General features: G+C 37.4%; 23 protein-coding genes, 1 tRNA gene and 1 pseudogene. 9 read left to right on the top strand and 16 right to left on the bottom strand.

From position 1 onward, the window contains the following. Positions 1–85 precede the first annotated feature (85 nt). Positions 86–1,399: an ATP-binding protein gene (locus ACQKKK_RS17565; RefSeq protein WP_427617704.1), complete on the top strand. Its 1,314-nt coding sequence runs from the start codon at positions 86–88 to the stop codon at positions 1,397–1,399. Positions 1,400–1,403: 4 nt separating this feature from the next. Further along, entirely contained in the window at positions 1,404–2,351 is a 948-nt protein-coding gene (locus ACQKKK_RS17560) for a response regulator (RefSeq protein WP_427617702.1), read from the top strand. Positions 2,352–2,433: 82 nt separating this feature from the next. On the opposite strand, the gene ACQKKK_RS17555 is transcribed toward ACQKKK_RS17560, so the two are convergent. The 8 genes from ACQKKK_RS17555 to ACQKKK_RS17520 form a co-directional block, all read right to left on the bottom strand. Beyond that, the gene (locus ACQKKK_RS17555) at positions 2,434–3,441 is read right to left on the bottom strand and encodes a FecCD family ABC transporter permease (RefSeq protein WP_427617700.1); all 1,008 of its coding nucleotides are present in this window, start codon (positions 3,439–3,441) and stop codon (positions 2,434–2,436) included. Further along, positions 3,438–4,448, bottom strand: a complete 1,011-nt coding sequence (locus tag ACQKKK_RS17550; protein ID WP_427617698.1) for a FecCD family ABC transporter permease — start codon at positions 4,446–4,448, stop codon at positions 3,438–3,440. Before ACQKKK_RS17550 ends, ACQKKK_RS17555 begins: the two co-directional genes overlap by 4 nt. Before the next feature lie 67 nt (positions 4,449–4,515). Then, positions 4,516–5,436 carry an iron-hydroxamate ABC transporter substrate-binding protein gene (locus ACQKKK_RS17545; RefSeq protein WP_427617696.1) on the bottom strand — a complete coding sequence of 307 codons (921 nt, stop codon included), beginning with the start codon at positions 5,434–5,436 and terminating at the stop codon, positions 4,516–4,518. Further along, complete coding sequence (locus ACQKKK_RS17540; RefSeq protein WP_427617694.1) at positions 5,387–6,235, bottom strand: ABC transporter ATP-binding protein; 849 nt, start codon at positions 6,233–6,235, stop codon at positions 5,387–5,389. Before ACQKKK_RS17540 ends, ACQKKK_RS17545 begins: the two co-directional genes overlap by 50 nt. Before the next feature lie 295 nt (positions 6,236–6,530). Further along, positions 6,531–7,280 carry an oxygen-insensitive NADPH nitroreductase gene (gene nfsA / locus ACQKKK_RS17535; RefSeq protein WP_427617692.1) on the bottom strand — a complete coding sequence of 250 codons (750 nt, stop codon included), beginning with the start codon at positions 7,278–7,280 and terminating at the stop codon, positions 6,531–6,533. A gap of 86 nt (positions 7,281–7,366) precedes the next feature. Further along, complete coding sequence (gene trmL, locus ACQKKK_RS17530; protein ID WP_427617691.1) at positions 7,367–7,855, bottom strand: tRNA (uridine(34)/cytosine(34)/5-carboxymethylaminomethyluridine(34)-2'-O)-methyltransferase TrmL; 489 nt, start codon at positions 7,853–7,855, stop codon at positions 7,367–7,369. A 109-nt stretch (positions 7,856–7,964) separates the two neighbouring features. Beyond that, entirely contained in the window at positions 7,965–9,134 is a 1,170-nt protein-coding gene (locus ACQKKK_RS17525) for a tyrosine-type recombinase/integrase (protein ID WP_427617689.1), read from the bottom strand. Positions 9,135–9,250: 116 nt separating this feature from the next. Continuing rightward, entirely contained in the window at positions 9,251–9,568 is a 318-nt protein-coding gene (locus tag ACQKKK_RS17520; protein WP_427617687.1) for a hypothetical protein, read from the bottom strand. Between the two features lie 27 nt (positions 9,569–9,595). Between ACQKKK_RS17520 and ACQKKK_RS17515 the strand changes: the two genes are divergently transcribed. Continuing rightward, on the top strand, positions 9,596–10,603 hold the full coding sequence (locus tag ACQKKK_RS17515; RefSeq protein ID WP_427617830.1) for a Rep family protein: 1,008 nt from the start codon (positions 9,596–9,598) through the stop codon (positions 10,601–10,603). 295 nt (positions 10,604–10,898) lie between these two features. On the opposite strand, the gene ACQKKK_RS17510 is transcribed toward ACQKKK_RS17515, so the two are convergent. Continuing rightward, a complete protein-coding gene (locus ACQKKK_RS17510; RefSeq protein WP_427617685.1) occupies positions 10,899–11,123 on the bottom strand; it encodes a helix-turn-helix transcriptional regulator in 225 nt (74 codons plus the stop codon). A gap of 42 nt (positions 11,124–11,165) precedes the next feature. Between ACQKKK_RS17510 and ACQKKK_RS17505 the strand changes: the two are divergent. The 3 genes and pseudogenes from ACQKKK_RS17505 to ACQKKK_RS17495 all read left to right on the top strand — a co-directional run. Continuing rightward, positions 11,166–11,432: pseudogene (locus ACQKKK_RS17505) on the top strand (ATP-binding protein); the annotation flags it as partial. A 103-nt stretch (positions 11,433–11,535) separates the two neighbouring features. Beyond that, positions 11,536–12,417, top strand: a complete 882-nt coding sequence (gene vanY, locus ACQKKK_RS17500) for a VanY-A/VanY-F/VanY-M family D-Ala-D-Ala carboxypeptidase (protein WP_427617683.1) — start codon at positions 11,536–11,538, stop codon at positions 12,415–12,417. A gap of 64 nt (positions 12,418–12,481) precedes the next feature. Then, a complete protein-coding gene (locus tag ACQKKK_RS17495; RefSeq protein ID WP_427617681.1) occupies positions 12,482–13,114 on the top strand; it encodes a VanZ family protein in 633 nt (210 codons plus the stop codon). A 479-nt stretch (positions 13,115–13,593) separates the two neighbouring features. Here the strand turns inward: ACQKKK_RS17495 and ACQKKK_RS17490 are convergent, their stop codons facing one another. After that, the gene (locus tag ACQKKK_RS17490) at positions 13,594–14,451 is read right to left on the bottom strand and encodes an amidase domain-containing protein (protein WP_427617679.1); all 858 of its coding nucleotides are present in this window, start codon (positions 14,449–14,451) and stop codon (positions 13,594–13,596) included. 56 nt (positions 14,452–14,507) lie between these two features. Here ACQKKK_RS17490 and ACQKKK_RS17485 point away from each other — a divergent pair, with 56 nt between their 5' ends. Continuing rightward, entirely contained in the window at positions 14,508–14,708 is a 201-nt protein-coding gene (locus ACQKKK_RS17485) for a hypothetical protein (RefSeq protein WP_427617677.1), read from the top strand. Positions 14,709–14,754: 46 nt separating this feature from the next. Further along, complete coding sequence (locus ACQKKK_RS17480; protein ID WP_427617675.1) at positions 14,755–14,925, top strand: YetF domain-containing protein; 171 nt, start codon at positions 14,755–14,757, stop codon at positions 14,923–14,925. 411 nt (positions 14,926–15,336) lie between these two features. On the opposite strand, the gene queG is transcribed toward ACQKKK_RS17480, so the two are convergent. Then, positions 15,337–16,476, bottom strand: coding sequence for a tRNA epoxyqueuosine(34) reductase QueG (gene queG, locus ACQKKK_RS17475; RefSeq protein ID WP_427617673.1), 1,140 nt, complete (start codon positions 16,474–16,476; stop codon positions 15,337–15,339). A gap of 105 nt (positions 16,477–16,581) precedes the next feature. Between queG and ACQKKK_RS17470 the strand changes: the two genes are divergently transcribed. Further along, positions 16,582–17,250, top strand: a complete 669-nt coding sequence (locus ACQKKK_RS17470) for a B3/B4 domain-containing protein (protein ID WP_427617671.1) — start codon at positions 16,582–16,584, stop codon at positions 17,248–17,250. 64 nt (positions 17,251–17,314) lie between these two features. Here ACQKKK_RS17470 and ACQKKK_RS17465 read toward each other — a convergent pair whose 3' ends face one another. The 5 genes from ACQKKK_RS17465 to ACQKKK_RS17445 form a co-directional block, all read right to left on the bottom strand. Continuing rightward, the gene (locus ACQKKK_RS17465) at positions 17,315–17,965 is read right to left on the bottom strand and encodes an MFS transporter (protein ID WP_427617669.1); all 651 of its coding nucleotides are present in this window, start codon (positions 17,963–17,965) and stop codon (positions 17,315–17,317) included. Positions 17,966–17,975: 10 nt separating this feature from the next. Beyond that, positions 17,976–18,455, bottom strand: coding sequence for an SAM-dependent methyltransferase (locus ACQKKK_RS17460; protein ID WP_427617667.1), 480 nt, complete (start codon positions 18,453–18,455; stop codon positions 17,976–17,978). Positions 18,456–19,921: 1,466 nt separating this feature from the next. Further along, positions 19,922–19,995: transfer RNA gene (locus tag ACQKKK_RS17455), tRNA-Gly, on the bottom strand. A 183-nt stretch (positions 19,996–20,178) separates the two neighbouring features. Then, positions 20,179–20,592: a YbjN domain-containing protein gene (locus tag ACQKKK_RS17450; protein ID WP_427617665.1), complete on the bottom strand. Its 414-nt coding sequence runs from the start codon at positions 20,590–20,592 to the stop codon at positions 20,179–20,181. A 313-nt stretch (positions 20,593–20,905) separates the two neighbouring features. Beyond that, positions 20,906–21,934, bottom strand: a complete 1,029-nt coding sequence (locus tag ACQKKK_RS17445) for an NADP-dependent oxidoreductase (RefSeq protein ID WP_427617828.1) — start codon at positions 21,932–21,934, stop codon at positions 20,906–20,908. Between the last annotated feature and the right edge of the window lie 475 nt (positions 21,935–22,409).

Genomic DNA, 22,409 nt, shown 5'->3' with positions numbered 1-22,409 from the left:
ACCAAGCCGTTCTATTAAGGAACAAAGTAAGCATTGTATTGAAGCCGCTGAAACTGTATACTGATTTTTTTAAACAAATTGGGAGGTGAGCACCTTGAATCTCGGTACGTTGATGAAAAAAGAGGTCAATATCCTTGCTCTGATGTTGTTAACAGTGCCATTAGCAGGTGAATTGAGTTTTTATCCTTTAAATGAAACGTTTCGGATAAGTTTTGGCCCGCCTGCACTTTTCTTCTTTTTACTATTATTACAGAAAACACCTGCCATTTTATCGGGCGCCCTGACAGGAACGATGGTTGTGGTATTTCGTATCCTAATAGACTTCTTCATGCATGATAATTTTCACTGGGCGTCCACTTTTCAAGAACATTGTCCCAGTTTTTTCTTTTATTTCACCTATTCCTTTCTTTTTTATTTAGTGAAAATCAACCGCTTTCAAAACCGGTCTTTGATTATTGGATTTATTGGCCTCATTATCGAAATATTGTCCGACTCTGTAGAATTAATCTTTCAATATATTGTATTAGAAACAACAATTACGTTAGGTTCACTAAATGAGATGATCGTGATTGCATTCGGACACAGTTTTATCGTTTTAAGCTTTTTTAATATGATGAAACTTTATGAGGCACAATCAAGAGAAAGACAAATCAGAAAACAAAATGAACACATGCTGATGCTCATTTCCAATTTATATGAGGAAACGATTCATTTAAGAAAAACATTAGAAAATGCAGAGAATATTACAAAGGAATCGTATGATTTGTATCGCGATTTAAAAGAACGGGAAAAGCACCCCCACTTTCTTACACAGCAATATAGTCAAAAAGCATTGCGCATCGCGGGTGAAATGCATGAAGTTAAGAAAGATAATCAACGAATTTTTGCTGGTCTCTCTAAATTGATTTCTAATGAGAGTTTTAAGGATTATATGGAACCTGCTGAACTTATTCAATTAATTATCCGAATTAATGAAAAATATGCCTTATCACTTGGAAAGGATATTCAATTTGAATACTCTTTAGATGTAAACACCGATTCACAATATCATGTATATACCGTATTATCTCTTTTCAATAATTTAGTCGCTAATGCAGTGGAAGCAATTAAAGAAAAGGGAATCGTTAGTTTACGTTTGAGTGAACTTTACGATATCGTAGAATTTAAAGTTGCTGATAATGGACCTGGGATCCCTAAAAAATATCAGACCGTTATATTCAAACCTGGATTCACTTCAAAATATGATCATTTCGGGACACCTTCAACAGGGATTGGACTCTCATATGTTAAAGAAGTTGTGAAAGAACTGGGAGGGGATATCCTATTAGAGAATAAGATTGACAGCGGCGCTGTTTTTTCAATTAAGTTACCAATCCATAAGTTGATCCAGAAAGGATGATTTCATGCGTTTTTTTATAACTGATGATGATTGTGCTATACGTTCGAACTTAAGCCAAATAATAGAGAACGAAGATTTAGGAGAAGTGGTAGAGGAAGCGGAAGATGGCAGTCAATTAGAAGGACATATTTTGAATTTAAAACAAATTGATATATTATTTATTGATTTATTAATGCCCATCCGGGATGGCATCGAGACACTTCGTCATATAAAAAGTACATTTAACGGAAAAATAATAATGATTTCACAGGTTGAATCAAAAGAGCTGATTGGTGAAGCATACTCACTCGGAATCGATTATTATATTACTAAACCAATTAATCGCATTGAAATATTAACAGTTATCCGAAAAGTCATGGAACGTATTCATTTAGAAAGATCGATCACTAATATCCAAGCCTCTTTAAATAGTGTATTGAATTTTGAACAGCCAAAGGCTGATAAATCAAGTAATTTTAATGAAAAAAGTATAAAAGAGGTGGGAGAATTTCTTTTATCAGAATTAGGGGTTGTCGGAGAAAATGGGGCAAAGGATTTAATTGAAATGCTTCAATATTTATTCATGTATGAACGGACATTTACTTTTGAACAGCATTTCCCGACTCTTAAAGATATTTTTGTAGAAATCACAAAGAAAAAGCTCGGAACTTCAGCTTTGCAGGCTGATATCAATCGAGAAATAAAGGCTGCCGAACAGCGGATACGCAGAACGATTAACCATTCATTAAATCATTTTGCTTCCCTCGGTTTAACGGATTTTTCAAATCCGAAGTTTGAAAATTACGCTTCTAAATTTTTTGATTTCACAGTCGTTCGCCAAAAAATGAAAGAACTGCAAAATGATTCAACTATAGTTCTTACACCAACCCGGGTAAATACAAAAAAGTTTATTCAAGTATTTTATTTCGAAGCTAAACGATTGAATCCTGATGAAATAATTAGATATAGATAAACCGTGATTTTAAAAAAACTATGGAAGCACTCCAAAAAAGCATAAAATCCCCTGAGAATTATCAAGGGATTTTAGCAAGATCTTATTTTTTCAACAATAAATACATAAAATAAGGAGCACCGATCAATGCAACCATGATACCTGCAGGGATTCCCTCGGGTTCAACTATATTACGGCCTACCGTATCGGCAAGCAGCAATAGCCATCCGCCGATCAAAATGGCAACTGGAATGAATAATTGATTTCGAGGTCCGACCAAGGATTTTGCTATATGCGGGGCCATGAGTCCAATGAATGCAATTCCGCCTGTAACAGAAACGGCAGCCGCAGCCAGTGCGACAGCTGTGATTAGCAATACGATCCGTTCCTTTTCAATCGATACACCCACTCCAATTGCGACAGGTTCACTTAAACCAAGCAGATTCAAACGATTTGCTTTATATAAAGTGAATGGAATGAGGATGATTAACCATGGAAGAACCGCCCAAATGAAGGGCCAATCCGTACCCCATATATTTCCCGCCAACCATTTTGCAATGAAATCGACTTTTGCCCGTTCCGCTGATGAAATGAGGACAATCATCAAGCCTGAAAGCGCCATTGAAAACCCAACGCCAATCAAAACTAACCGAACGGGTTCAAGGCCACCCCTTCTCTTAAATGAGAGTATATATATTAAACAGGCCGTCAGTAACGCGCCTATAAAAGCGACAAGTGGGATCATGTAAACAAACGAACCTGCGTCAATCGGGAAAAACAAAAAGAAAGCGGCAATGGCAACACCAGCTCCTGAGTTGATTCCGATGATTCCGGGATCGGCTAAATCATTACGTGTGATTCCCTGTAAAATGGCTCCCGACAGTGCAAGGGCCATGCCTGCTAAAAGGGTAATGATGATTCGCGGTAATCGGACGGAAAATAAAATGAATTCCTCTTTAAACGTCCCTTGCCCGAAAAGCGTTGGAATCAGTCGCCCTAAAGAAAGATTCGAATACCCAGTACATGTCCCAATAATGATCGTTATGATTATGAGTGCGAATAATGCACCCAATATCAATCGCTGTTTTTTGATTAAAGCTGGCTGGATCATGAAAATGCTTTACCTCCTTTACGCACGATTAGGAGGAAGAAAGGTAAACCTATCATCGCAACAACCGCTACCACAGGTGTTTCATATGGAGAATTTATTGTCCGGCCAATCGTATCGGCAAGAAGCATGAACGTGGCACCTAAAATCGCTGACATCGGCAGGATAAATCGATAATCCGTACCAACGATTGCCCTAACCATATGGGGGACCATTAACCCGATGAATACCATATTCCCAACAAGAGCAACGGCAGCACCGGCTAGGAGAATGATGACTACGAAGAGGACCGCCTTTATTTGTGTTGTCTTTTGACCTAATCCTACCGCGACTTCTTCACTTAAGCTAAGTATTGTGAGCTGTCTAGAAAAGATAAATGAGATCAGGATGCCTATTACAATAAACGGGACGATTACACGGAGCTGCCCCCATGATGTTCCGATATTCCCGCCTGCAGTCCACATCGAAACATCCTTTGATACTTTGAAATAAATACCCACCCCTTCTGAAACGGCAAATAGGAATGCAGAGACTGCAGCACCAGCCAATACGATCCGTAAAGGAGAAAATCCTCCCTTTTTCATCGCACCTATGCCGAAAACCATGATAGCCCCCACTGCGGATCCAATAAAACACGCAGTCATGATTCCTAAGTTATTAGCTGAAGGAATAAATGCCAAAGTTATGGCGAGACCTGCATTGGCACCTGCCGTCAATCCAAGCAACCCTGGATCAGCAAGTGGATTTCTAGTCATTCCCTGCATGATGGCACCAGAAACGGCAAGTGCTGCACCAACAAAGATTGCACCCACTTCACGAGGGAACCGGATTTCCCGAATGATGGAAATCTTATCACCGGTAGCATTTGATGTCAGTGCTTGCCAGACATTTTTGACGGTAGCATCTGCCGCACCAAACGCCATCGAAATAAAGAACATGCCCATGAATACAGCAATCCCAATGATCAGTTTATATATAAATGGGATGAAACGTTGATTCTCATTAGTCATCTGTCTCTCTCATCTCTTTATTTATAGAATAAAAGGAGAGGAATTGGAATCCCTCTCCCTCGCTGTATTATTTGCCTAGAAAACTTTTGGAAAAGAAGTCTAATTGGTAATCTAATGTTATTGGATCATTGAAGTAGAATTCTTTCGCATTAGCTTCAAATAGTTGATTGTTTTTAACAGCAGGAATGTTTTTATACGTATCTGTTTGTTGGAATGAATTATCCTCATCTTTATTATTACTCAAAATCACATAATCACCAGCATAGTCTGACAGAACTTCTAAAGATAAAGCAAAGTAACCATCTTTCAACGCCACTTCCTTTACTTTTTCAGGCATGGCCAATTTCATTTCTTGATAAAGGATTTCCGTTCCACGGCCCCAATTATCGCCAAATACATAGAACTGTTTGTCAAACTTTTCGAATACGGAAACGGTAGTATCTTCACCGATTTTAGCTTTTATGTCTTCACCGGTTGTTTTTGCACGTTTTTTGAAATCATCCACCCAAGCTTGGGCTTCTTTTTCTTTATTCAAAAGCTTACCAATTTCTATGTGCTGTGTTAAATAGTCTACTTTTCCGTATGTATACGTTACGGTTGGAGCAATTTCATTTAATTTATCGACATTTTTAATCGTTGATAAACCAATGATTAAATCCGGATCCAACTCGATGATCTTTTCCAGGTTTTCGTCCGTCACTTCTTCGACATCCTTTAGTTCTTTAAAGTTCGGGTTCATTTTAGACCAGGAATCAACCCCTACAAGATTAACATCCAAAGCCATTACGTTACCTGCGAAAGAAGATAGTACGACTACACGCTTAGGATTTGCAGGCACTTCGATAGGCCCATTTTCAGATTGGTATGTGATGGTACCTGATTTTTCCTTTTTGGAATCGGAGCTTTTTTCTTTTTTGGTCGACTCATTACCACAAGCACTAATAATTAACACTAACAGCAGTATAAACGGGATCATTATCTTTTTCATTTGATGTCAAGTCTCCTTTTAATAAATTGTATGTGCTGCACATTGGTTTGTTCGTTCGTTGATCTCGTCCGATTACCGCATCAATATGGAATACTTCCTTAAGCACTTCATGAGTGATGACTTCTTCACAATCTCCCGCTTTGACTATTTCCCCGCCTTTTAAGGCAATGATATAGTCGGCAAAGCGTGCAGCTTGGTTTAAATCATGAAGGACCATAACAATCGTACGTCCCTGTTCTGCATTCAGCCTCTGTAATAGTTCTAAAACCTCTAGTTGATGCGCCATATCCAAATAGGTGGTCGGCTCATCGAGGAAGATGATTTCCGTTTCCTGGGCAAGGGCCATTGCAATCCAAACACGCTGGCGCTGACCTCCTGAAAGAGCATCCACCGGACGGAACTTAAAGTCTTTCGTACCGGTCACTTCAAGTGCCCAATCAATCACATCATAGTCTTTTTGGGTCAGACGCCCAAAACCTTTTTGATAGGGAAAGCGCCCATATGATACAAGCTCGCCAACTGTCAAACCACTTGCACTCTCGGATGTCTGCGGAAGTATGGCCATTTTTCTTGCAAGGATCTTAGTGCTTTCTTTTGAGATATTCACCCCATCTAAAACAACCGTACCTGATTGGTTTGGAATGATCCGGGTGATCGCTTTCAAAAGTGTGGATTTCCCACATCCATTTGAACCGATGATCGTTGTGATTTTTTTATCTGGAATTTCCACACTGAGATCTTTTACAATTAAATGTTCACCGTACCCAATATTTAAATTCTCTGTATATAGGCGAACCATTTTTTAACCTCCATTTACTGAAAACTAGGTAAGTAAAAACTCAATTGAAAATGATTATCATTCCCACTACCTTAATACTATAATTCTATCTAAATATATTGTCAATAGTTAGTTCATGGGTATATAAGAAGAAATCCTTATAAGATTTTTGGCTGAAACGTTTTACCAATTGATAAATAAAAACAGTAAAGATCCCGGAAATATTTCCGGGATCTTTACTGTTTGGCTCATGCTCAGGATTTTGAAAGATGTCCCTTATGGGAATGGCATAATCCTGATAGGTCATTTTCATCAATCAATGTTTCTTAAATCCTTGCTTCTCCACGTAATCTTTCATGTACAACCTGCTTTTCTTTCCAAGCATGCCAGCCATTTGCTCGGTCCAGGTGTCTTTTCGTTTACCTTTAGTCCGGCGTTCGTAATAACTGGAGATCGTTTCATTGTACTCTTCAAGTTGTCCGATGAACTCCTGCTTATCCTCCTGATATCCATTTTCATGATAGATATTGGACTGCGGCAAACGCGGCTTTTTATCCGAACGGTTTTTCGGATATCCAACCACTAGGGCGAATAATGGAATAACCCGATGCGGTATATTCAAAACCTCAGACACTTCCGGGAGATTATTGCGTATCCCGCCGATATAGCAAATGCCAAGATCCATCGATTCTGCGGCCAATGCTGCATTTTGAGCCGCCAGAGCAGCATCAATACAGGCAACCATGAATTTCTCCGTACTTTCAATCGATTCAGTCAGATCCATGTTTTCCATTTCGGAAACCATATCCTGACGATATAAATCGGCGCAAAAGACGAATAGATGTCCATTCTTCTCTACATAAGATTGTGGTCCGGCAAGTTCAGCAAGCTTGGCTTTCTTTTCCGGATCGGTTATCCCTATGATTGAATACGCTTGAATATAACTTGAAGTCGATGCAGCCTGGGCACATTCCACAATCATATTGATTTGTTCCTCAGACAATGGCTTGTCCTCAAAAGAACGAATGGAACGGTGATCTAAAATCTTCTCAATTATTTTATTCAAAGCTCTCACCCCTATTGAATATGTACAGTAAAAAACCCATCACCGGGGCTGAAATCCCCCCGATGACAGTAAGGTAGTGCTGACACTCAACCCTTTGTTTTCAAATCCAATTCACGGTAATTTTGCTGTCTTAAGGCTTCATAAATCAAGATGGCAGCCGTGTTCGATAGATTAAGGGAACGTACTTTATCCGTCATAGGAATCCGCAGGCACCGATCCATATTTTCTTGGATCAGCTCTTTAGGGAGACCCGTCGTTTCACGGCCAAAAATGAAGTATATCTCACTGTCTAGATCACTGTAATCGAAGCTGGAATGCGGCTGCTCTCCGAATTTCGTTAAGTAATAAAATTCACCGCCGGCATTCTTTTCGTAAAACTCTTCTAACGAATCATAATAATGGATCTTTACATTCTCCCAGTAATCGAGCCCGGCCCGTTTGAGCTGTTTGTCATCCGTTGAGAAACCAAGCGGGCGAATGAGATGTAAAGACGTATCCGTTCCTGCACACGTTCTTGCTATATTGCCTGTATTTGCTGGAATCTGTGGTTGATATAAAACTACATGTATTGCCAATTTTTTCACCTCGAACAATTAATAAACTCATAAAAGCCATTATATCAAGGGATAAGCGTAACTTCAATTAAGTATTTTTATCCCTTGAATACGGTTTTGAATACGGGTATTAAAAATTTACATATTTTGCGAATCTTTCCCCTGTATTTTTTTCGTGGTTAGGAGATACATGAGTATAGATATCCATAGTTACCTGTATATTGGAATGCCCTAGTCTTTTCTGCACTACTTTTATATCCGCTCCACTTTCAAACATTAGTGAAGCATGGGTATGGCGAAAACCATGTATAGTAATCTGTTTTAAACTAGGGAATTTTCTATATAATGAGCCTAGTCGATAATTTGGTCTATAAAGATAAATATATTTACTTTCACCAGTAGAGCAAACTCCATTAAAGACAAGCTCACTTCCGCTTGCTTCACGGATACCTAACATAAGTTTTTCCTTTTGTTGTTCAATTTTCCACTTCTTTAAAATTGCCAACGTTTCTAGATCAATACCTATTACACGATTAGAAGTATTCGTCTTTGGTGATTGAATTCCATGTTTACCTTTTATCCTTACGAGCGTTTTATTGATATTGATTGTACCACTCACAAAGTCTATATCATCCCAAGTTAAAGCTAGTATCTCCCCTTTTCTTCCACCTGTAAAAGCTAATAAGCGAAAAAAGGTAATCCATATTGGCTTTTCAACTTGCTGCAAACATTCAAAAAAATATTTAAGTTCCTCTTTGGTATAAAAAGCTTCTTTTTTTGCAGGAATTGGCTCTTTTTGGTCTTTTGGAATGACGACTTTATCAAAAGGATTACTATCACATACTTCTATTCGGATTCCTTGATTAAATACCATTTTTGCATATGTTCTAAGATTTCGAACCGATTTAGTTTTAAAGTCACCAGCCCACTTGTTGATAAGTTTTTGAAAAGCAACGTGTTTAATTTTTTCTAATTTTAAAGTTCCTAACTTAGGTAAGATATGATTGGCAAATAGAGCCACAACCCTTTCATATGTTGTTGGTTTTATTGTATGCTGATACTGTTCAATCCAATCCTCATATAAATCCTGAAAAGTATTAATATTATAGTTAACACGAAAGCCGTTCTTGTCCACATCTAGTTGCAACCTGGCTAGAGCGAGATTGGCTTCTTTTTCTGTTTTAAAACCTCTTCTTGTTGTTCTTTTCTCTTTACCTGTTAACGGGTCTACTCCAAGATACGCTTGAAATAACCACGCCTTTGTTCCATCTTTCTTTTCGTATTGTTTTGTTACTGCCATTTATTTTTTCCCTCTCTTTTATCCGTGTGGGACACTGAATAGAAGTAGAGGATTATTCATTAATATGAAACAACTTCAAAATTTGAGATACCAAGCTTACTCAGTTTCAAAGCTCATTATCGTTTGTCATCATACTTTTCATTTCCAAACAATACAGATGCAAGTTCAAGCACTTTTTTTATATCTTCTTTGTCTAAATTAGAAATAGTAACGAGTAAGTCTAGTTCATCTCGGGTACTTACTTTAATTTCAATAGGCATTATTGCCTTCTTAATAAATTCATCATCATTCATTGCGTCATCTAAACTTAAATACTTCACATTTTCGGAAACTCCCATAATGTAACCTTCTGTCACACCGAAGTATTCACTTAATTTAGTCCAAATGGCTGTATCTCTAGGAGTAGTACCTCCATTCTCGTAGTTCGTCAACATACTTTGCGAAATTCCTAATTAAAACCGATTAAATACGCTGGTATCCTTCACGACAAAGATATTGATGAGAACAATTCTCCAATAAAACCACATATCCATGTGATGCTGCAATTCGAAAACGCGAGAAGCATTGATAATATTGCAAAAATACTAGGTGACAAACCTCAATACATTCAACAGTGGAAAGGCGATTCTACAAATGGTTATTCTTACTTAATTCACGCTACAACTGCTGCACAAGAACAGTATCAGTATGATCCAAGTGAAGTAATCGCCAATTTTGATTATCAAAACCTAATGAAACAAACAAAAGCAAATATGAAATATATATCAACTGGAAAAGATGAGCTTATTATCAAAGGGCTTTTAGATAAATTATATAAAGATGAAATTACAAAAGAAGAAATAGAACAACAATTAACAGGCTCACAATACGCTAAGGCAAAAAATCGTATCGACGCTGTTCATCAAAAGCGTATGGAAATAAGAGCAGAAGAATGGAGAGAGTACCTAAGAAATAACGATTTATCCATAGAAGTGATTTGGATATATGGAGCTTCGGGAGTTGGAAAAACAAGGCTGGCAAAAGATATTGTTTCTAAGCATGATGAAGATTATTTTATTACCGGCTCTAGCCGAGACCCCTTCCAACATTATCAAGGTCAAAAAAAAATTATCTTGGACGAACTAAGACCATCTACATTTCAATACAGTGATTTACTGAAAATGCTTGACCCGTTTAATGATGATGTGATGGGAGCAAGCCGATATTTTGATAAGCCACTCACTGCAAATACAATTATTATCACTTCTCCATATAAGCCAAGAGATTTTTATATAAGATTGATAGAAGAAGCAAGGAGAGTGGACTTGGACATAGATTCTTTTAAGCAACTAGCAAGACGATTAGGTTTAGTTTTGTATCTTAGTAAGGAGTACATACAAGTTGCCTTTTATGATGACAAGCTAGACAACTTTATTCTTGAAAAGTCAAACAAAGAACCCAAACCCTTATATCACAGAAACAAAAGATGACATCATCTTACAAAACTTAAAAGCTGAAAAGCTGTATAAAAAAGTAATCAGTGGAATTAAAAAATAGCAAAAAAAGAAGAAAAGTGCAATTGAATGTTTATCTCTTCTAAAAATATTTTGTATTAAGTCCAATCATATAATTAAAAAACTCCAATATCCCACAAAAAACTTAGAAAATCATTTTTAAATTTTTTAACAAGTCTTATTTAGTATGGAATAAACAATAAAGCCTGTACAAAGATTTTAGGAATCCTGTGCAGGTTTTGTTGTTGTTATAAATATGTACTGAATAATCTTACTTTTCCAAGCCGTTTTCGATTCCATCAAAAAGCTCTGAAATCTCCTCTTTTGTACAGTTGAAAAGCCGAAAAAGTTTTGTGAGCATTTCTAGACTTGGTCTTGTCTTTCCATTCTCCCACTTTGAAACACCTTCCCGTGTGATATTTAGGTATTTTGCAACTTCCATCTGAGTATAGCCTTGTGATTCTCGTTTATTACGTAACCAGTTTTCAAATTTCATACCCCATCTCCTTAGTAAATAAAATTATAATTGTTTCTCATTGGTTTTATTGACTCAGGGGAAGTAGTTGTTCAAGTTATCAATTATGGAGATTCCATCCCTCCTGATGAACTGCCTCATATTTTTGATATGCTTTATACTGGTGACAAAGCACGTACTCATCAGGAAAATAGCACTGGACTTGGTTTATTTATTGCGAAGAATATTGTCGAGCAACATGATGGAACGATTACTGCTGAGAGTAGTATCATACGCACGATATTTGAAGTTCGTTTACCTATGGAAAGTTCACCAAACAATCAAATTTAAAATCCAAGTAAAAGATTTAAGAAAAATTTAATATTTACCCCACTTTTTATTTAAGTAATTTTTCCTATTCTATAAACATGTTACGCCAAGGAGGAAACTAAAAATGAAAAAGTGGGGATTTTTATTAATCTTGGCATTATGCCTGGGTTTTGTTTTTAATATATTACCATTATCTCAAGATAAAATAGAAACTCAAAAAGATGAACAAAACGATAGAGGTACATTGGATAATAGAACGGCATCCGAAAGCATCCAAAAGATTTCCCTTACGGAAGAACAAATCTATCAAGGGAATCTGCTTTTGGTTAACAGTGAATATCCTGTTCACCAAGTAGGTGTAAAATCGGACATCGTAAATTTATTTACGCACAAAGAATTAACGAAGGGCTATGGCTTACTTGATAACGAAATTAAATTGTCAGAAGAAATCGCTGAAAAATTTTCAGAGATGATAGCAGTTGCTAAAAAAAATGGGGTTAGTGATTTTTTAATTACTAGTGGCTATCGAGACTTTGATGAGCAAGCTAGCCTTTATGAGGAAATGGGCTCTGACTACGCTTTGCCAGCAGGTTATAGTGAACACAATTTAGGCTTGGCACTTGATGTAGGGTCTACTCTAATGAAGATGGAAGAAGCACCTGAAGGAGAGTGGATAGAAGAAAATTCTTGGAAATACGGTTTTATCTTACGCTATCCTGCATATAAAACGGATATTACAGGAATTCAATATGAACCATGGCATATTCGCTATGTCGGTTTGCCTCACAGTGCAATTATGCAGGAAAAGAATTTAGCTTTAGAAGAATATTTGGATTATTTAAAAGAAGAAAAGAGCATTTCTATTAGTGTTGATGGAAAAACATATACTATTTCCTATTATCCAATTTCACAAAACAATACCATTGAGGTTGATGTACCAGCGAATGGCGATTATGAGATATCAGGTAATAATGTAGATGGCGTGATTGTGACCACCTTTTCCTAAATTAGGATTTAAAAGTGAATAATCGGGAATATATTATAAGATTAAGTTAGGAGTTGTATTTTATATGCCTACCGCATTAGTGCTTATATGGCTATACCGTTTTATTTGTACAATTATTTTATGTGTGGTCTTTCAAGTTGGAGTTTTAAGAAAGGAAAAGCAGTTTTCCCTTAAACATTTTCTCTGGGTATATGTTTTTCTTTTCTATCTTACGCTCGTGTATATGATAACTGGAACGGGCTCTATATGGAGTATTGGAAATTACGAGACATTATTTCGCATGAGTGAAATCAACTTACACCTGTTTGATTCTGAAGGCATGACTACGTACATTTTGAACATTATTCTATTTGTGCCATTAGGTTTTTTATTACCAACTATTTGGTCGCTGTTTAGATCACTGAAAAAAGTTGCGTGTACTGGATTATTTTTTTCATTGGCTATTGAACTAAGTCAATTGCTAAATTCTAGAATTACAGATATTGATGATTTACTTATGAACACCCTAGGGGCGGTTGTTGGGTATTTAATATATCGTGTTTTATTTGTAATGGTGCTTAAAAGAGGAGAAATAAAAACTGATAGTAAATCCCCTTTAGTAGTAAAATACGAGCCTGTTTTTTATTTAGTTTGCTCATTTATGGGTATGATATTATTCTATTATCAAAATCTAATTTTCTATATTTTATTCAGATAAAATATAGAAAATTAGAAGCTAACGACCTTTCTATGGAGCAGATTGCTTGTTTTTTCTACCGTGCTTTCGCTTGGTGAACTTGCCAAAAAATTTATTTACCAATACGAGAAAACAATATATAAAGCAAAGTGGAGTCACCTACACAAAAAAGAGCTATAAAACTTATCAAATCAAGGTTTACAGCTCTTCCCCATCATCATATCCCATAAATTTATCTACATACTGCTTCATCATTTTATATACTTTTATTCACTGCCCCACACGGATAGTTTTTGAATACGGATTGAATACGGTTAGACGGATTCAAGTGAAATTCTATAGAATGTTAAAACTAAAAAGAAGTAAGAAATAATGCTTATAAAAGCCTATAAAATCACCATTTCCCCTTCCCTAATACTACATGTATTGCCACTTCATATTCACCTCTAGTTTAAACTTCACTTTAATTATAGCATTAAACAAAAAAGACTAAAAACCAATCACCCTCCATCCAAAATCACAAAGAATTTATAAACGATGTTCGGTGTATACCTACTCGAATCCTCATACGTCCAATACCGGTGACGGCTATTCATCGTATGGGCATTCACAAGCGGCATCCCATCCTGATCCTTCGCCGTTACGATCAAGTTATGATCAAACCTTCCGTCCCCTTCAAAATCTATACAGAGGATATCACCCAAATTCAATTCCTCTGCTGTCTCCACCTGCTTTGTCCTGATGGCATTCCCGGATTTTAGCAGATGATATAAGGAATGTGCCGTCGTCCAAGTGTAACTCCAGCTTTTTCCTCTTATCCACCAGCCCTTACTTTTGTTTGGCGCCCCCCACATCGGAATTCCTCCCGCATGTAGACATTGTGAAATGAAATTCGTACAATCATCAGTAAATTTATGATACCTTGGATTGAATTCATTCCACCAACGCTCGGCATATTGGACGGCCTTCATCCGCTCATACTGATATGCAAGACGATTTGCGCCGGCATCACATTTTGGTGGTGCCTCTTCCGTTTCAAAGCTGGGAAACACCTCACATTCATCCACTATATACCCATTTCGAAACCGAGCCTCCCTTTCTTCCATTTCTTCTTCAATATAAAATGAATCCTCCTTTTTCAATAAATATTGCAGGTGCACTTGATAAGACAGGACTGTATCCATGTCTTCCTTTCTCTTCGAATGAACCTTGCCTGCTGCATTTACCCGAACAATTTCCGCAGCACGGTTCCTCATCAATTCCTTTTTCAGATGTAATTTCCTTTCACTCCGTTCCTGATTATCGGACGTATAAAACTCCACTCTTTCTTGTAAAAGTCGTTGCAATTGATCCCTCAAGTTCATGCCCTCCTTCTTAACATCTATGCTAATGTGTATGTGCGAGGGTACTATTGATGACACGAATTATGGGAAAAAAGCAAGTAAGTCAGTTGACTTACTTTAACTATATTACAGGCATCACTATCGGCGCGGTGGCTGCTTCCATCACAATTGATACAAGTATTGATATAGCTGTCGCCTTCGTTCGTTTAATCGGTTGGTCAGTACTCACTATTCTTGTAAGCTTTATTAAAAATCTCCAAAAGCTCGTATAATACTTGACGGCGAACCTACAAATTGTAATCAAAGATCCTAGAGAAAATGTTGAAAGGGGAGAGATTAAACATGGATGACCTTAGCATGTTATTTCGAGAACAAAGCATATTCTCCATGCAAGAGGTAGACTATGCCGTTTTAGAACCCAATGGTCAATTGTCTGTCTTAAAAAAGTGGATAGCCAGAGTGTTTCCAAAAAGGATATTACTTATGTGAAACCAATTAGCAGCCCAATAATATCTCTTTTTAGGTACCCGCAGGTATATATAAATATATATAAAAACAAATAATTTCACCATAAGAAATAGCGTAGCAACTAGTTATTTAGAATGGCAAGAATCCGAAAGAAGTGGTGCTGCAGCTAAACCTTAAGTATGAATTGGTAGATACCGTAACAAATATACCCGTATCACGACAATCTTATTACGAGAATGTAAGTTCTGCTGATAGTCGATACTGGTTTTATCTGCTGTTCAATAATGTCGTTACTACTACAAAAGACTACTACATAGTGGTTACTAATCTTGGGAGCTATCCGGTTAACTTTAGTGGTAACGTCTAAAAAAGAGAAAGGGGCAGTCCCAAAAGTCATTTACGCCTTTTGGGACTGCCTCTCCATCTTAAATATCATTTTGTTTCCAAGGTAAACTGCAGTCCCTTTTCAATTTCCGCCAGTACCTCTTCATCTGTTTCCTTCATTCGTGCTTCTTCCAGAACGGAAACGGACTGCCCCCGACCAATTTTCCCAACCGCCCATGCCGCCGTTCCCCGTATGACGGGCCGCGGATCATCCTTCATGACCTGGATCAGTTCGGGCAATGCCGTTTCATCTTTAAAGTGGGCCAAAGCTAAAATGGCATTTCTTTGGATTGGTTTTTTACCGCGCCAAGAGCCAGATACATGGCCGTATGTCTCTTTGAAGTCCCGATTTGAAATCGTAAGCAGAGGTTTCAACAGCGGTTTCGCTAACTCGGGGTCGGGTTCCATTTCTTCATGAAAATGAAAATCCATTCCTTTGTTTTTCGGACAAACGGTCTGGCATGTATCACATCCATACAAACGATTACCTATTTTCGTCCTGAACTCATCCGGCAGGAAACCCTTTGTCTGGGTTAAGAATGCAATGCAACGCTTGGAATTTAGCTGGCCACCCTGAACGAGCGCACCTGTCGGGCAAACATCTACACATTTATTGCATGTCCCGCATTGATCCTCCATCGGTTGATCCGGTTCAAATGGCAGGTTGGTAATCATGTCTCCCAAGTATACATAAGACCCGAATTCCGGAGTGATGATCATACTGTTTTTTGCACTCCAGCCAATTCCTGCACGCTCAGCCACTGCCCTATCTGACAATTCTCCGGTATCTACCATTGACTTCACCACTGCTCCTGGCACTTTATCTTTAATGAAAACCTCAAGTAACTGCAATTTATTACGAAGAACGGTATGATAATCCGTTCCCCAAGAAGCCCGGCAAAAGATCCCGCGCCGCTCACTTTTTGTGCTTTGCGGAGCATCCTTCAATTTCGACGGATAAGCAAGTGCAATCGAAATAATGGATTGCGGTTTTTCGAATATCAATTCAGGCCTGACCCTTTTTTCTATATCGCCTTCTTCAAACCCTGACTGATAATCCAGTTCCTGTTGACGTATCAGGCGAGCTTTCAATTCGGCAAAAGCCGTGGCTGATGTAAAACCGATTTTATCGATGCCGATCTCTTTACTATATAAAATCACTTCTTGCTTGAATGCATTCATATCCATATTAATCACCTACGTTCATTCAGTATTCCAATCGAAGCTTGTATCCATTTCAAACCATTGCTATCTATGATAAACTAATTGCAATCATTTTTGGAGGTGAAACGCTTGGAAATTACCGTATCAGCTAATCTTAGCAGTAAAATCCCCCAATTCAAAGTTGGGATCATTACATATGAAAACATCGAAGTAGGTCCCTCCCCGCAAATGGTGAAAGGGAGACTTCAACTATTTCAGGAAGCTCTTTTCTTCGACCTTGAGGAAAAGGAATTGACCGACTTTTCCGGCATTAAAGTGTGGCGAGAGATTTTCAAGGCTACAGGGACCAACCCGTCACGGTATCGCCCCTCCGTGGAAGCCCTGTACCGCCGCGTAAAAAAACAGAATTACTTGACACCCATCCATTCAGCCATAGATTTGAATAACTTCTTCTCCCTATTATATGAAGTTCCGATCGGCATTTATGATGGGGAAAAGTTATCAGGAGACATCTTGATTAAGATTGGCGAAAGAACGGATGGTTATGACGGTTTGAACGGCCGCTTGAATTCCATGGAAAATATGATTACATCAGCCGATCATGAGGGCGCATTCGGAAGCCCCTACGTTGATTCAGAACGCACGAAAGTCACCGAAGAAACGAAAAGAGCCATCCAAATCATTTATTTACAACCCAATACTCCAATCACAGAAGCACATCAGCTAACAAAATCGTTGATGGACATGTTCCTTGAAATCCACGGTGGTGAAGGGATTTACTCGATTGTTGAAGGCTAATCAAAATTGAACGGAAATAAACCCTTTCCACAATCGGAAGGGGTCTTTTCATGATTTTATTCCGTTATGCTGAATAGCTTTGATTAACGCTTTTTTTCGGTATAAAATACATGGCAGCCATTGTAACAATTAGTATTATTATACCTTGGGATACGAATAACAATCTTGATGATATCAATTCACTCAATATTCCAAGCATGACCAATAAAGCAAATAATGAAACAAAGGTGTTATAAAAGGAGTGAACTCGTCCTTGAACTTCTATATCCACCTCATATTGTATAGTTGTTAAATAGGCAATACGGGTTTGAAATGTGCAACCTACCAAAAAATACCCTAAAATGCCTGTAAATAGATTAAATGATAAAGAGAAGAACAAGATACTATATCCTAAAATTCCAATTCCCCATTTTTTTACAATAACAGGTAAGATAAATCCCCCCGCTATCGCTCCTAGTGCAAAGCCTGCATCTATATATCCAAATCCGGCAGCCCCTACTTTTAGAACATCTTTTGAGAAGATCGGTAATAGAGAATTTATCGTTCTAAGGGAAAGTGGATAAGAAAGCATGATAACATAAAGAATCCAAATTTGTCTATTATGTAGAATATATCGGTACCCCACCTTTAATTCTGCAATGAATTGTTCGAAAAACTTGGTATCTTTTACTTCCATACTCTTTTTTTGTTTAGTTATATAGTTAGATTTCGGCATTAATAGCCGCTCATTTTGTTAACGCATTACTATAATAGTTTTTCATTACCTCTTTTGACCAATGGGGCTGTTTAACTTGGCCAATTGGACCAAATTCAGCCATATAAGGTTTAATATCCAAAACAGGCGTTTGATCAATGGCATCCAAAGCTTTGACAGTTATCTTTAGACCTTCTACTTTTATCAACTCACATCTTGACACACCAATCTGATTAGGCCGGGCCTTGGCCCTCTGAGAAAAGATACCCACCTTTGGCCAATCAGTTCGATTTCTTGGATGCCTTGCATTGAACTGAATTTTTTCAGGGTCCACTTTATTCATATAAAATATGACTTCGATATGTGAAAATTGTTCTAACCCAAACAGGCAATCTTCTTTGAATTTGGAACGATCCAAAATTATCTCGGAAATTACTTCTCCCCAATAATCATCTTCTAAATTGACTCTATTATTTTTGATTAAACCTATTGGTTCTAAAAGTAGTGACATTTCGCTTCCCCCTCTATATGCAAAATTTTAAATTTAAAATGGATTCATTGAACAACCATTAGTTCCCTTCCCACAATTCTCCTCTTACCATTAAATGACCAGGCTCTATTCGAAAACATGAAATATATATACTTTCTTTATCACAACTGCAAGCTTGGGTAATTACATTACTAATAATCTCTATAATCCCTTTTATTTGTTGTTTATTATAAGAATTTTTACAATAAATCATTATCATTAAATATCACTTAAGATATTTGTATCCGGGCAAGAATTTGGACTGTAGAGTTTAATGATGGGCATGATCATTTACCTTTTCAGCCAATATTAGGTTTGTTTTGATGGGAAAATAATATTCATTCTCGATCTTTTTAATACTCATTTCCTCCAAATAATTCAATGGAGCATCATTTAATGCTTCCTAAATGGCAAGTTCTGCCTGAATCCCTGAACTTGCTATTTCACACCAACGTTTTACCGGAACTCCTGTTTGAGATTCTGATTGATCCTTTTTTATTTCAACATCCTTAAAGTCGCTCTGATCAAATATACGCTTCCAATCTTCGGCACTATAACTTTTAATGTGAGTGGGGTCATGTAAAAGTTCTAGTATATGATTAAATTTATCAATCTCATGATTATCATATCCAGCTAAATCTATAATGATTACATGCCCTCCAGGATTTGAAATCCTTGTTCACATGCTTACCTCTAATCACTTTCTGTAAAAAGTTTTAGATGGAGACGAGTTATGAATTAAAAAACGATGGGTAATTTAAGGCTTTTTAGCAATTGTTAATGGAACAGTAGGACATGCCCAGCTTTCTGCCTTGGAGTTCTATAGAATCATTTTGTCATGAGTCTTAATTCACAAATTGGATGTGGTTTATTATGAATCACGTATATCCATTGTTTGGCCACTAAAATGATTCCTTTTAAATAGAGATGGAAAGGGCATTAAAGTCTCCCTTCCCTGAAGAAGACTAAAATGAGCGGGGGGACAGTAAAAAAGCATACACCTGTCCAAATTGATTCTACAAATGTAGGTAATCAATTTTGAACAAGTGTACGCTTTATGAATTTATTACCATTTTTTTTAGAATGGTAGGATCTTTAAAAAATGTTTTATTATATTAGTGCTCCAGCTCATCAGAAACACCGAACTTTGTTACGGTAGAAGTAATCAAGACCTTCGTATTATTAATATCCTTCATCTGTTCCCAATTCTTCAATCTCTCCACGAAATTAAGTATCGAAATTGGAACAGATACCTATGCAATGGTTATCTTTGCCCATAATAATCCCCCATCCAGTCTTATCAATTCGTTAATATGTAGGTAAAAAGAGATGGTTATGACATTTGGACAATAAAAAAATCCCACTGTAAACAGTAGAATTCTTGTAATAATATTTAAACGCAAAGCTTCGTTCTCCAGGTAACGAAACCCTACGTTATGAGTATGTATTGGAGCGGGTGAAGGGAATCGAACCCTCATCATCAGCTTGGAAGGCTGAGGTTTTACCACTAAACTACACCCGCATATCCTTGTAGAACTTTGTCGAATCACCAACAAAATTAATTATATAGTTTAATGTGAAAAAATGCAATAGTCTTTTAAAAAAAAATTATAATAAATGTATTGTTACGTTAATATATTCATTCACTCTAGTAAAGATGTTAAAAAGTCCCCTGATTCAGAGAACTTTTTCATCCTATGATGATTTAAGACCAAATGACTTCCATTAATCGCGGATAAACCTGCTGTGCCGTTTCAAGCAGCATGATTAACTTCCTGAACGCCAGATCCGGTATGATATCCCCCTCAATGGAGTATGAATACCGGATGGAAATGGTCCCATTTTCTTCATAAAGCTTGGAATACCTAAAATTAGCATTATATTCATTCAACAGTGTATGTACATCCTGTTTCTTTTCAGGATTCTTCAATTCGGCGACATTAAAGCAAAATAAGTCCGCCACATTTTCATCTTGATTGAATGCAAATACTAAAAGGACCTTCCACCCGTCCTTTAACTTTTGCTCAGCCCTAAAAAAGGTGGTGCCATCTTCATTCAACTCATTCATATAGATTTTCTCACTTGTTAAAAAATCACGAAATTTAGCAACGTTTGACATGGTTCATCACCTTTCTGTTTATAAGTACATTTTATAATGAAAACTGGCATTTTTACAGACTTTTCTATAATACTTCCAATTTCCTCCTATTAACAGAGGCATGAAACACTCATTAAATGAATGGGAGTCAAATTGCTTTCATCAATTGTCTAACTTTATTGGGTCAGATCGAGTTTTTCTACAGTAGTCTGGGATTATATTATGAAAAGGAAAACGGCCTTTCCCCGATTGAATATCGAAAAAAGGCCGCTTTTATTATAAACTGCTTAAAAATCACAACAAAGGATCTTCCTCAGCTTTATTTCCGCAATACTTAGAGTTGAGCGAATTTAGGTTCCGCAACTTTTACAAGCTGCTTACCGAGGTTCGTTCCTTTAAACAAACCTAAAAATGCATCAGGTATGTTTTCAAATCCCTCAATAATCGTTTCCTCATATTTCAACTTTCCTTCTTGGAGCCACTTGCCTAAATCTGTCGCACCCTCTTGGAATCTAGCAGCATAATTTCCAACTGTAAAACCTTTCATAAGTGCACTCGTTTTGATCATCGCCGATTGCAGACGCGGTCCTAGATCTTTCCCTTCTGCATTATACGAGGAAATCGCTCCGCATAATGGAATTCGGGCATTCGCATTCAAAAGTGTGAAAACAGCATCTGTCACCTCGCCGCCCACATTATCGAAATAAACATCGACTCCATCGGGAACAGCATTAGCTAAATCTGTCTTAAAACTATCTCTTTTATAATTTACGGCTCCATCAAATCCGAGCTCTTTCGTTAAGTACTCAAGTTTTTCATCTGAACCAGCGATGCCAACAACCTTCGCACCTTTAATCTTAGCAATTTGTCCGACTACTGAACCAACTGCTCCAGCCGCTCCTGAAACCACTACAGTTTCACCTTCTTGAGGTTTACCAATATCAAGCAAACCAAAGTAAGCAGTTAAACCGGGCATTCCAAGAATCCCTAAATGAGTTGTGACGGGAGCCACCTTGGGATCAATCACACGGACTTCTTTTTCGGTGACAACTGTGTATTCTGCCCAGTCGATATTCCCAACAACGACATCCCCTTGTTTGAAGGAATTCGAGTTGGATTCAACAACTTCAGCAACAACGCCACCCGTGATGACCTTATTCAATTCAAATGGCGCAATGTATGATTTGGTATCTTGCATTCTTCCACGCATGTATGGATCGACAGATAAATATAGCGTCCGTACTAAAATCTCATTATCTTTTGGTGTGGGAACTTCACTCTCAACAAAGTTAAAATCTTCTTTCGAAGGCATACCTTTTGGACGGTTTGCCAGGGTGATTTTTTGTTGTTTTGTTTGTGTCATCATTCGTTCCTCCTTGATTCTGAATGCGTAATATCGAAAAGAAGCGTATCACTGTTGAAGTTCATAGGTCAAAGAATATGATTGCCTTTTGCTTCCATAACATTCTTTATGTAGCCTTTCCTGAAAATAATAAACTTGCTACGACCAATTATGTCCCGTGTTTTTCATTCATATAAATGTCATGAGGAAAAGGCTTTGTTACCTCCAATATTCGTTTTAAGAATAAATAATGTACGTAGACTTCTACAATATACGGTTCTTCCTGGAAAATTTAACGGCCTTTCCCCGTTTGGATACCGAGAAAAGGCCGCAGCTTGAATTTATTGGTCTGCTTGGCAAATGGTCAAGCTCAGCAGTTACCTTTTTTCTTCTTATTTATATTCCTGGTTTTAAACGTCAGCCTGGACAGTTTGCACTGCAATCATCGAGACTATGTTCGCCCTTGAAAAATCTTTGCAAGCATATGTGAACTTGG

The sequence above is a fragment of the Peribacillus sp. NPDC006672 genome (genome assembly GCF_050274955.1).
Taxonomy (GTDB): Bacteria; Bacillota; Bacilli; order Bacillales; family DSM-1321; genus Peribacillus.
The sequence above is the reverse complement of the archived record's forward strand: the minus strand, read 5'-3'. Positions and strand labels throughout refer to the sequence as shown.

Coding starts and splice junctions, on each gene's coding strand:
- ACQKKK_RS17560 (WP_427617702.1), top strand. CDS start 1,404: ATGCGTTTTTTTATAACTGATGATGATTGTGCTATACGTTCGAACTTA.
- ACQKKK_RS17555 (WP_427617700.1), bottom strand. CDS start 3,441: ATGATCCAGCCAGCTTTAATCAAAAAACAGCGATTGATATTGGGTGCA.
- ACQKKK_RS17550 (WP_427617698.1), bottom strand. CDS start 4,448: ATGACTAATGAGAATCAACGTTTCATCCCATTTATATATAAACTGATC.
- ACQKKK_RS17545 (WP_427617696.1), bottom strand. CDS start 5,436: ATGAAAAAGATAATGATCCCGTTTATACTGCTGTTAGTGTTAATTATT.
- ACQKKK_RS17540 (WP_427617694.1), bottom strand. CDS start 6,235: ATGGTTCGCCTATATACAGAGAATTTAAATATTGGGTACGGTGAACAT.
- ACQKKK_RS17525 (WP_427617689.1), bottom strand. CDS start 9,134: ATGGCAGTAACAAAACAATACGAAAAGAAAGATGGAACAAAGGCGTGG.
- ACQKKK_RS17520 (WP_427617687.1), bottom strand. CDS start 9,568: ATGTTGACGAACTACGAGAATGGAGGTACTACTCCTAGAGATACAGCC.
- ACQKKK_RS17510 (WP_427617685.1), bottom strand. CDS start 11,123: ATGAAATTTGAAAACTGGTTACGTAATAAACGAGAATCACAAGGCTAT.
- vanY (WP_427617683.1), top strand. CDS start 11,536: ATGAAAAAGTGGGGATTTTTATTAATCTTGGCATTATGCCTGGGTTTT.
- ACQKKK_RS17495 (WP_427617681.1), top strand. CDS start 12,482: ATGCCTACCGCATTAGTGCTTATATGGCTATACCGTTTTATTTGTACA.
- ACQKKK_RS17485 (WP_427617677.1), top strand. CDS start 14,508: ATGACACGAATTATGGGAAAAAAGCAAGTAAGTCAGTTGACTTACTTT.
- ACQKKK_RS17480 (WP_427617675.1), top strand. CDS start 14,755: ATGTTGAAAGGGGAGAGATTAAACATGGATGACCTTAGCATGTTATTT.
- queG (WP_427617673.1), bottom strand. CDS start 16,476: ATGGATATGAATGCATTCAAGCAAGAAGTGATTTTATATAGTAAAGAG.
- ACQKKK_RS17465 (WP_427617669.1), bottom strand. CDS start 17,965: ATGCCGAAATCTAACTATATAACTAAACAAAAAAAGAGTATGGAAGTA.
- ACQKKK_RS17460 (WP_427617667.1), bottom strand. CDS start 18,455: ATGTCACTACTTTTAGAACCAATAGGTTTAATCAAAAATAATAGAGTC.
- ACQKKK_RS17450 (WP_427617665.1), bottom strand. CDS start 20,592: ATGTCAAACGTTGCTAAATTTCGTGATTTTTTAACAAGTGAGAAAATC.
- ACQKKK_RS17445 (WP_427617828.1), bottom strand. CDS start 21,934: ATGACACAAACAAAACAACAAAAAATCACCCTGGCAAACCGTCCAAAA.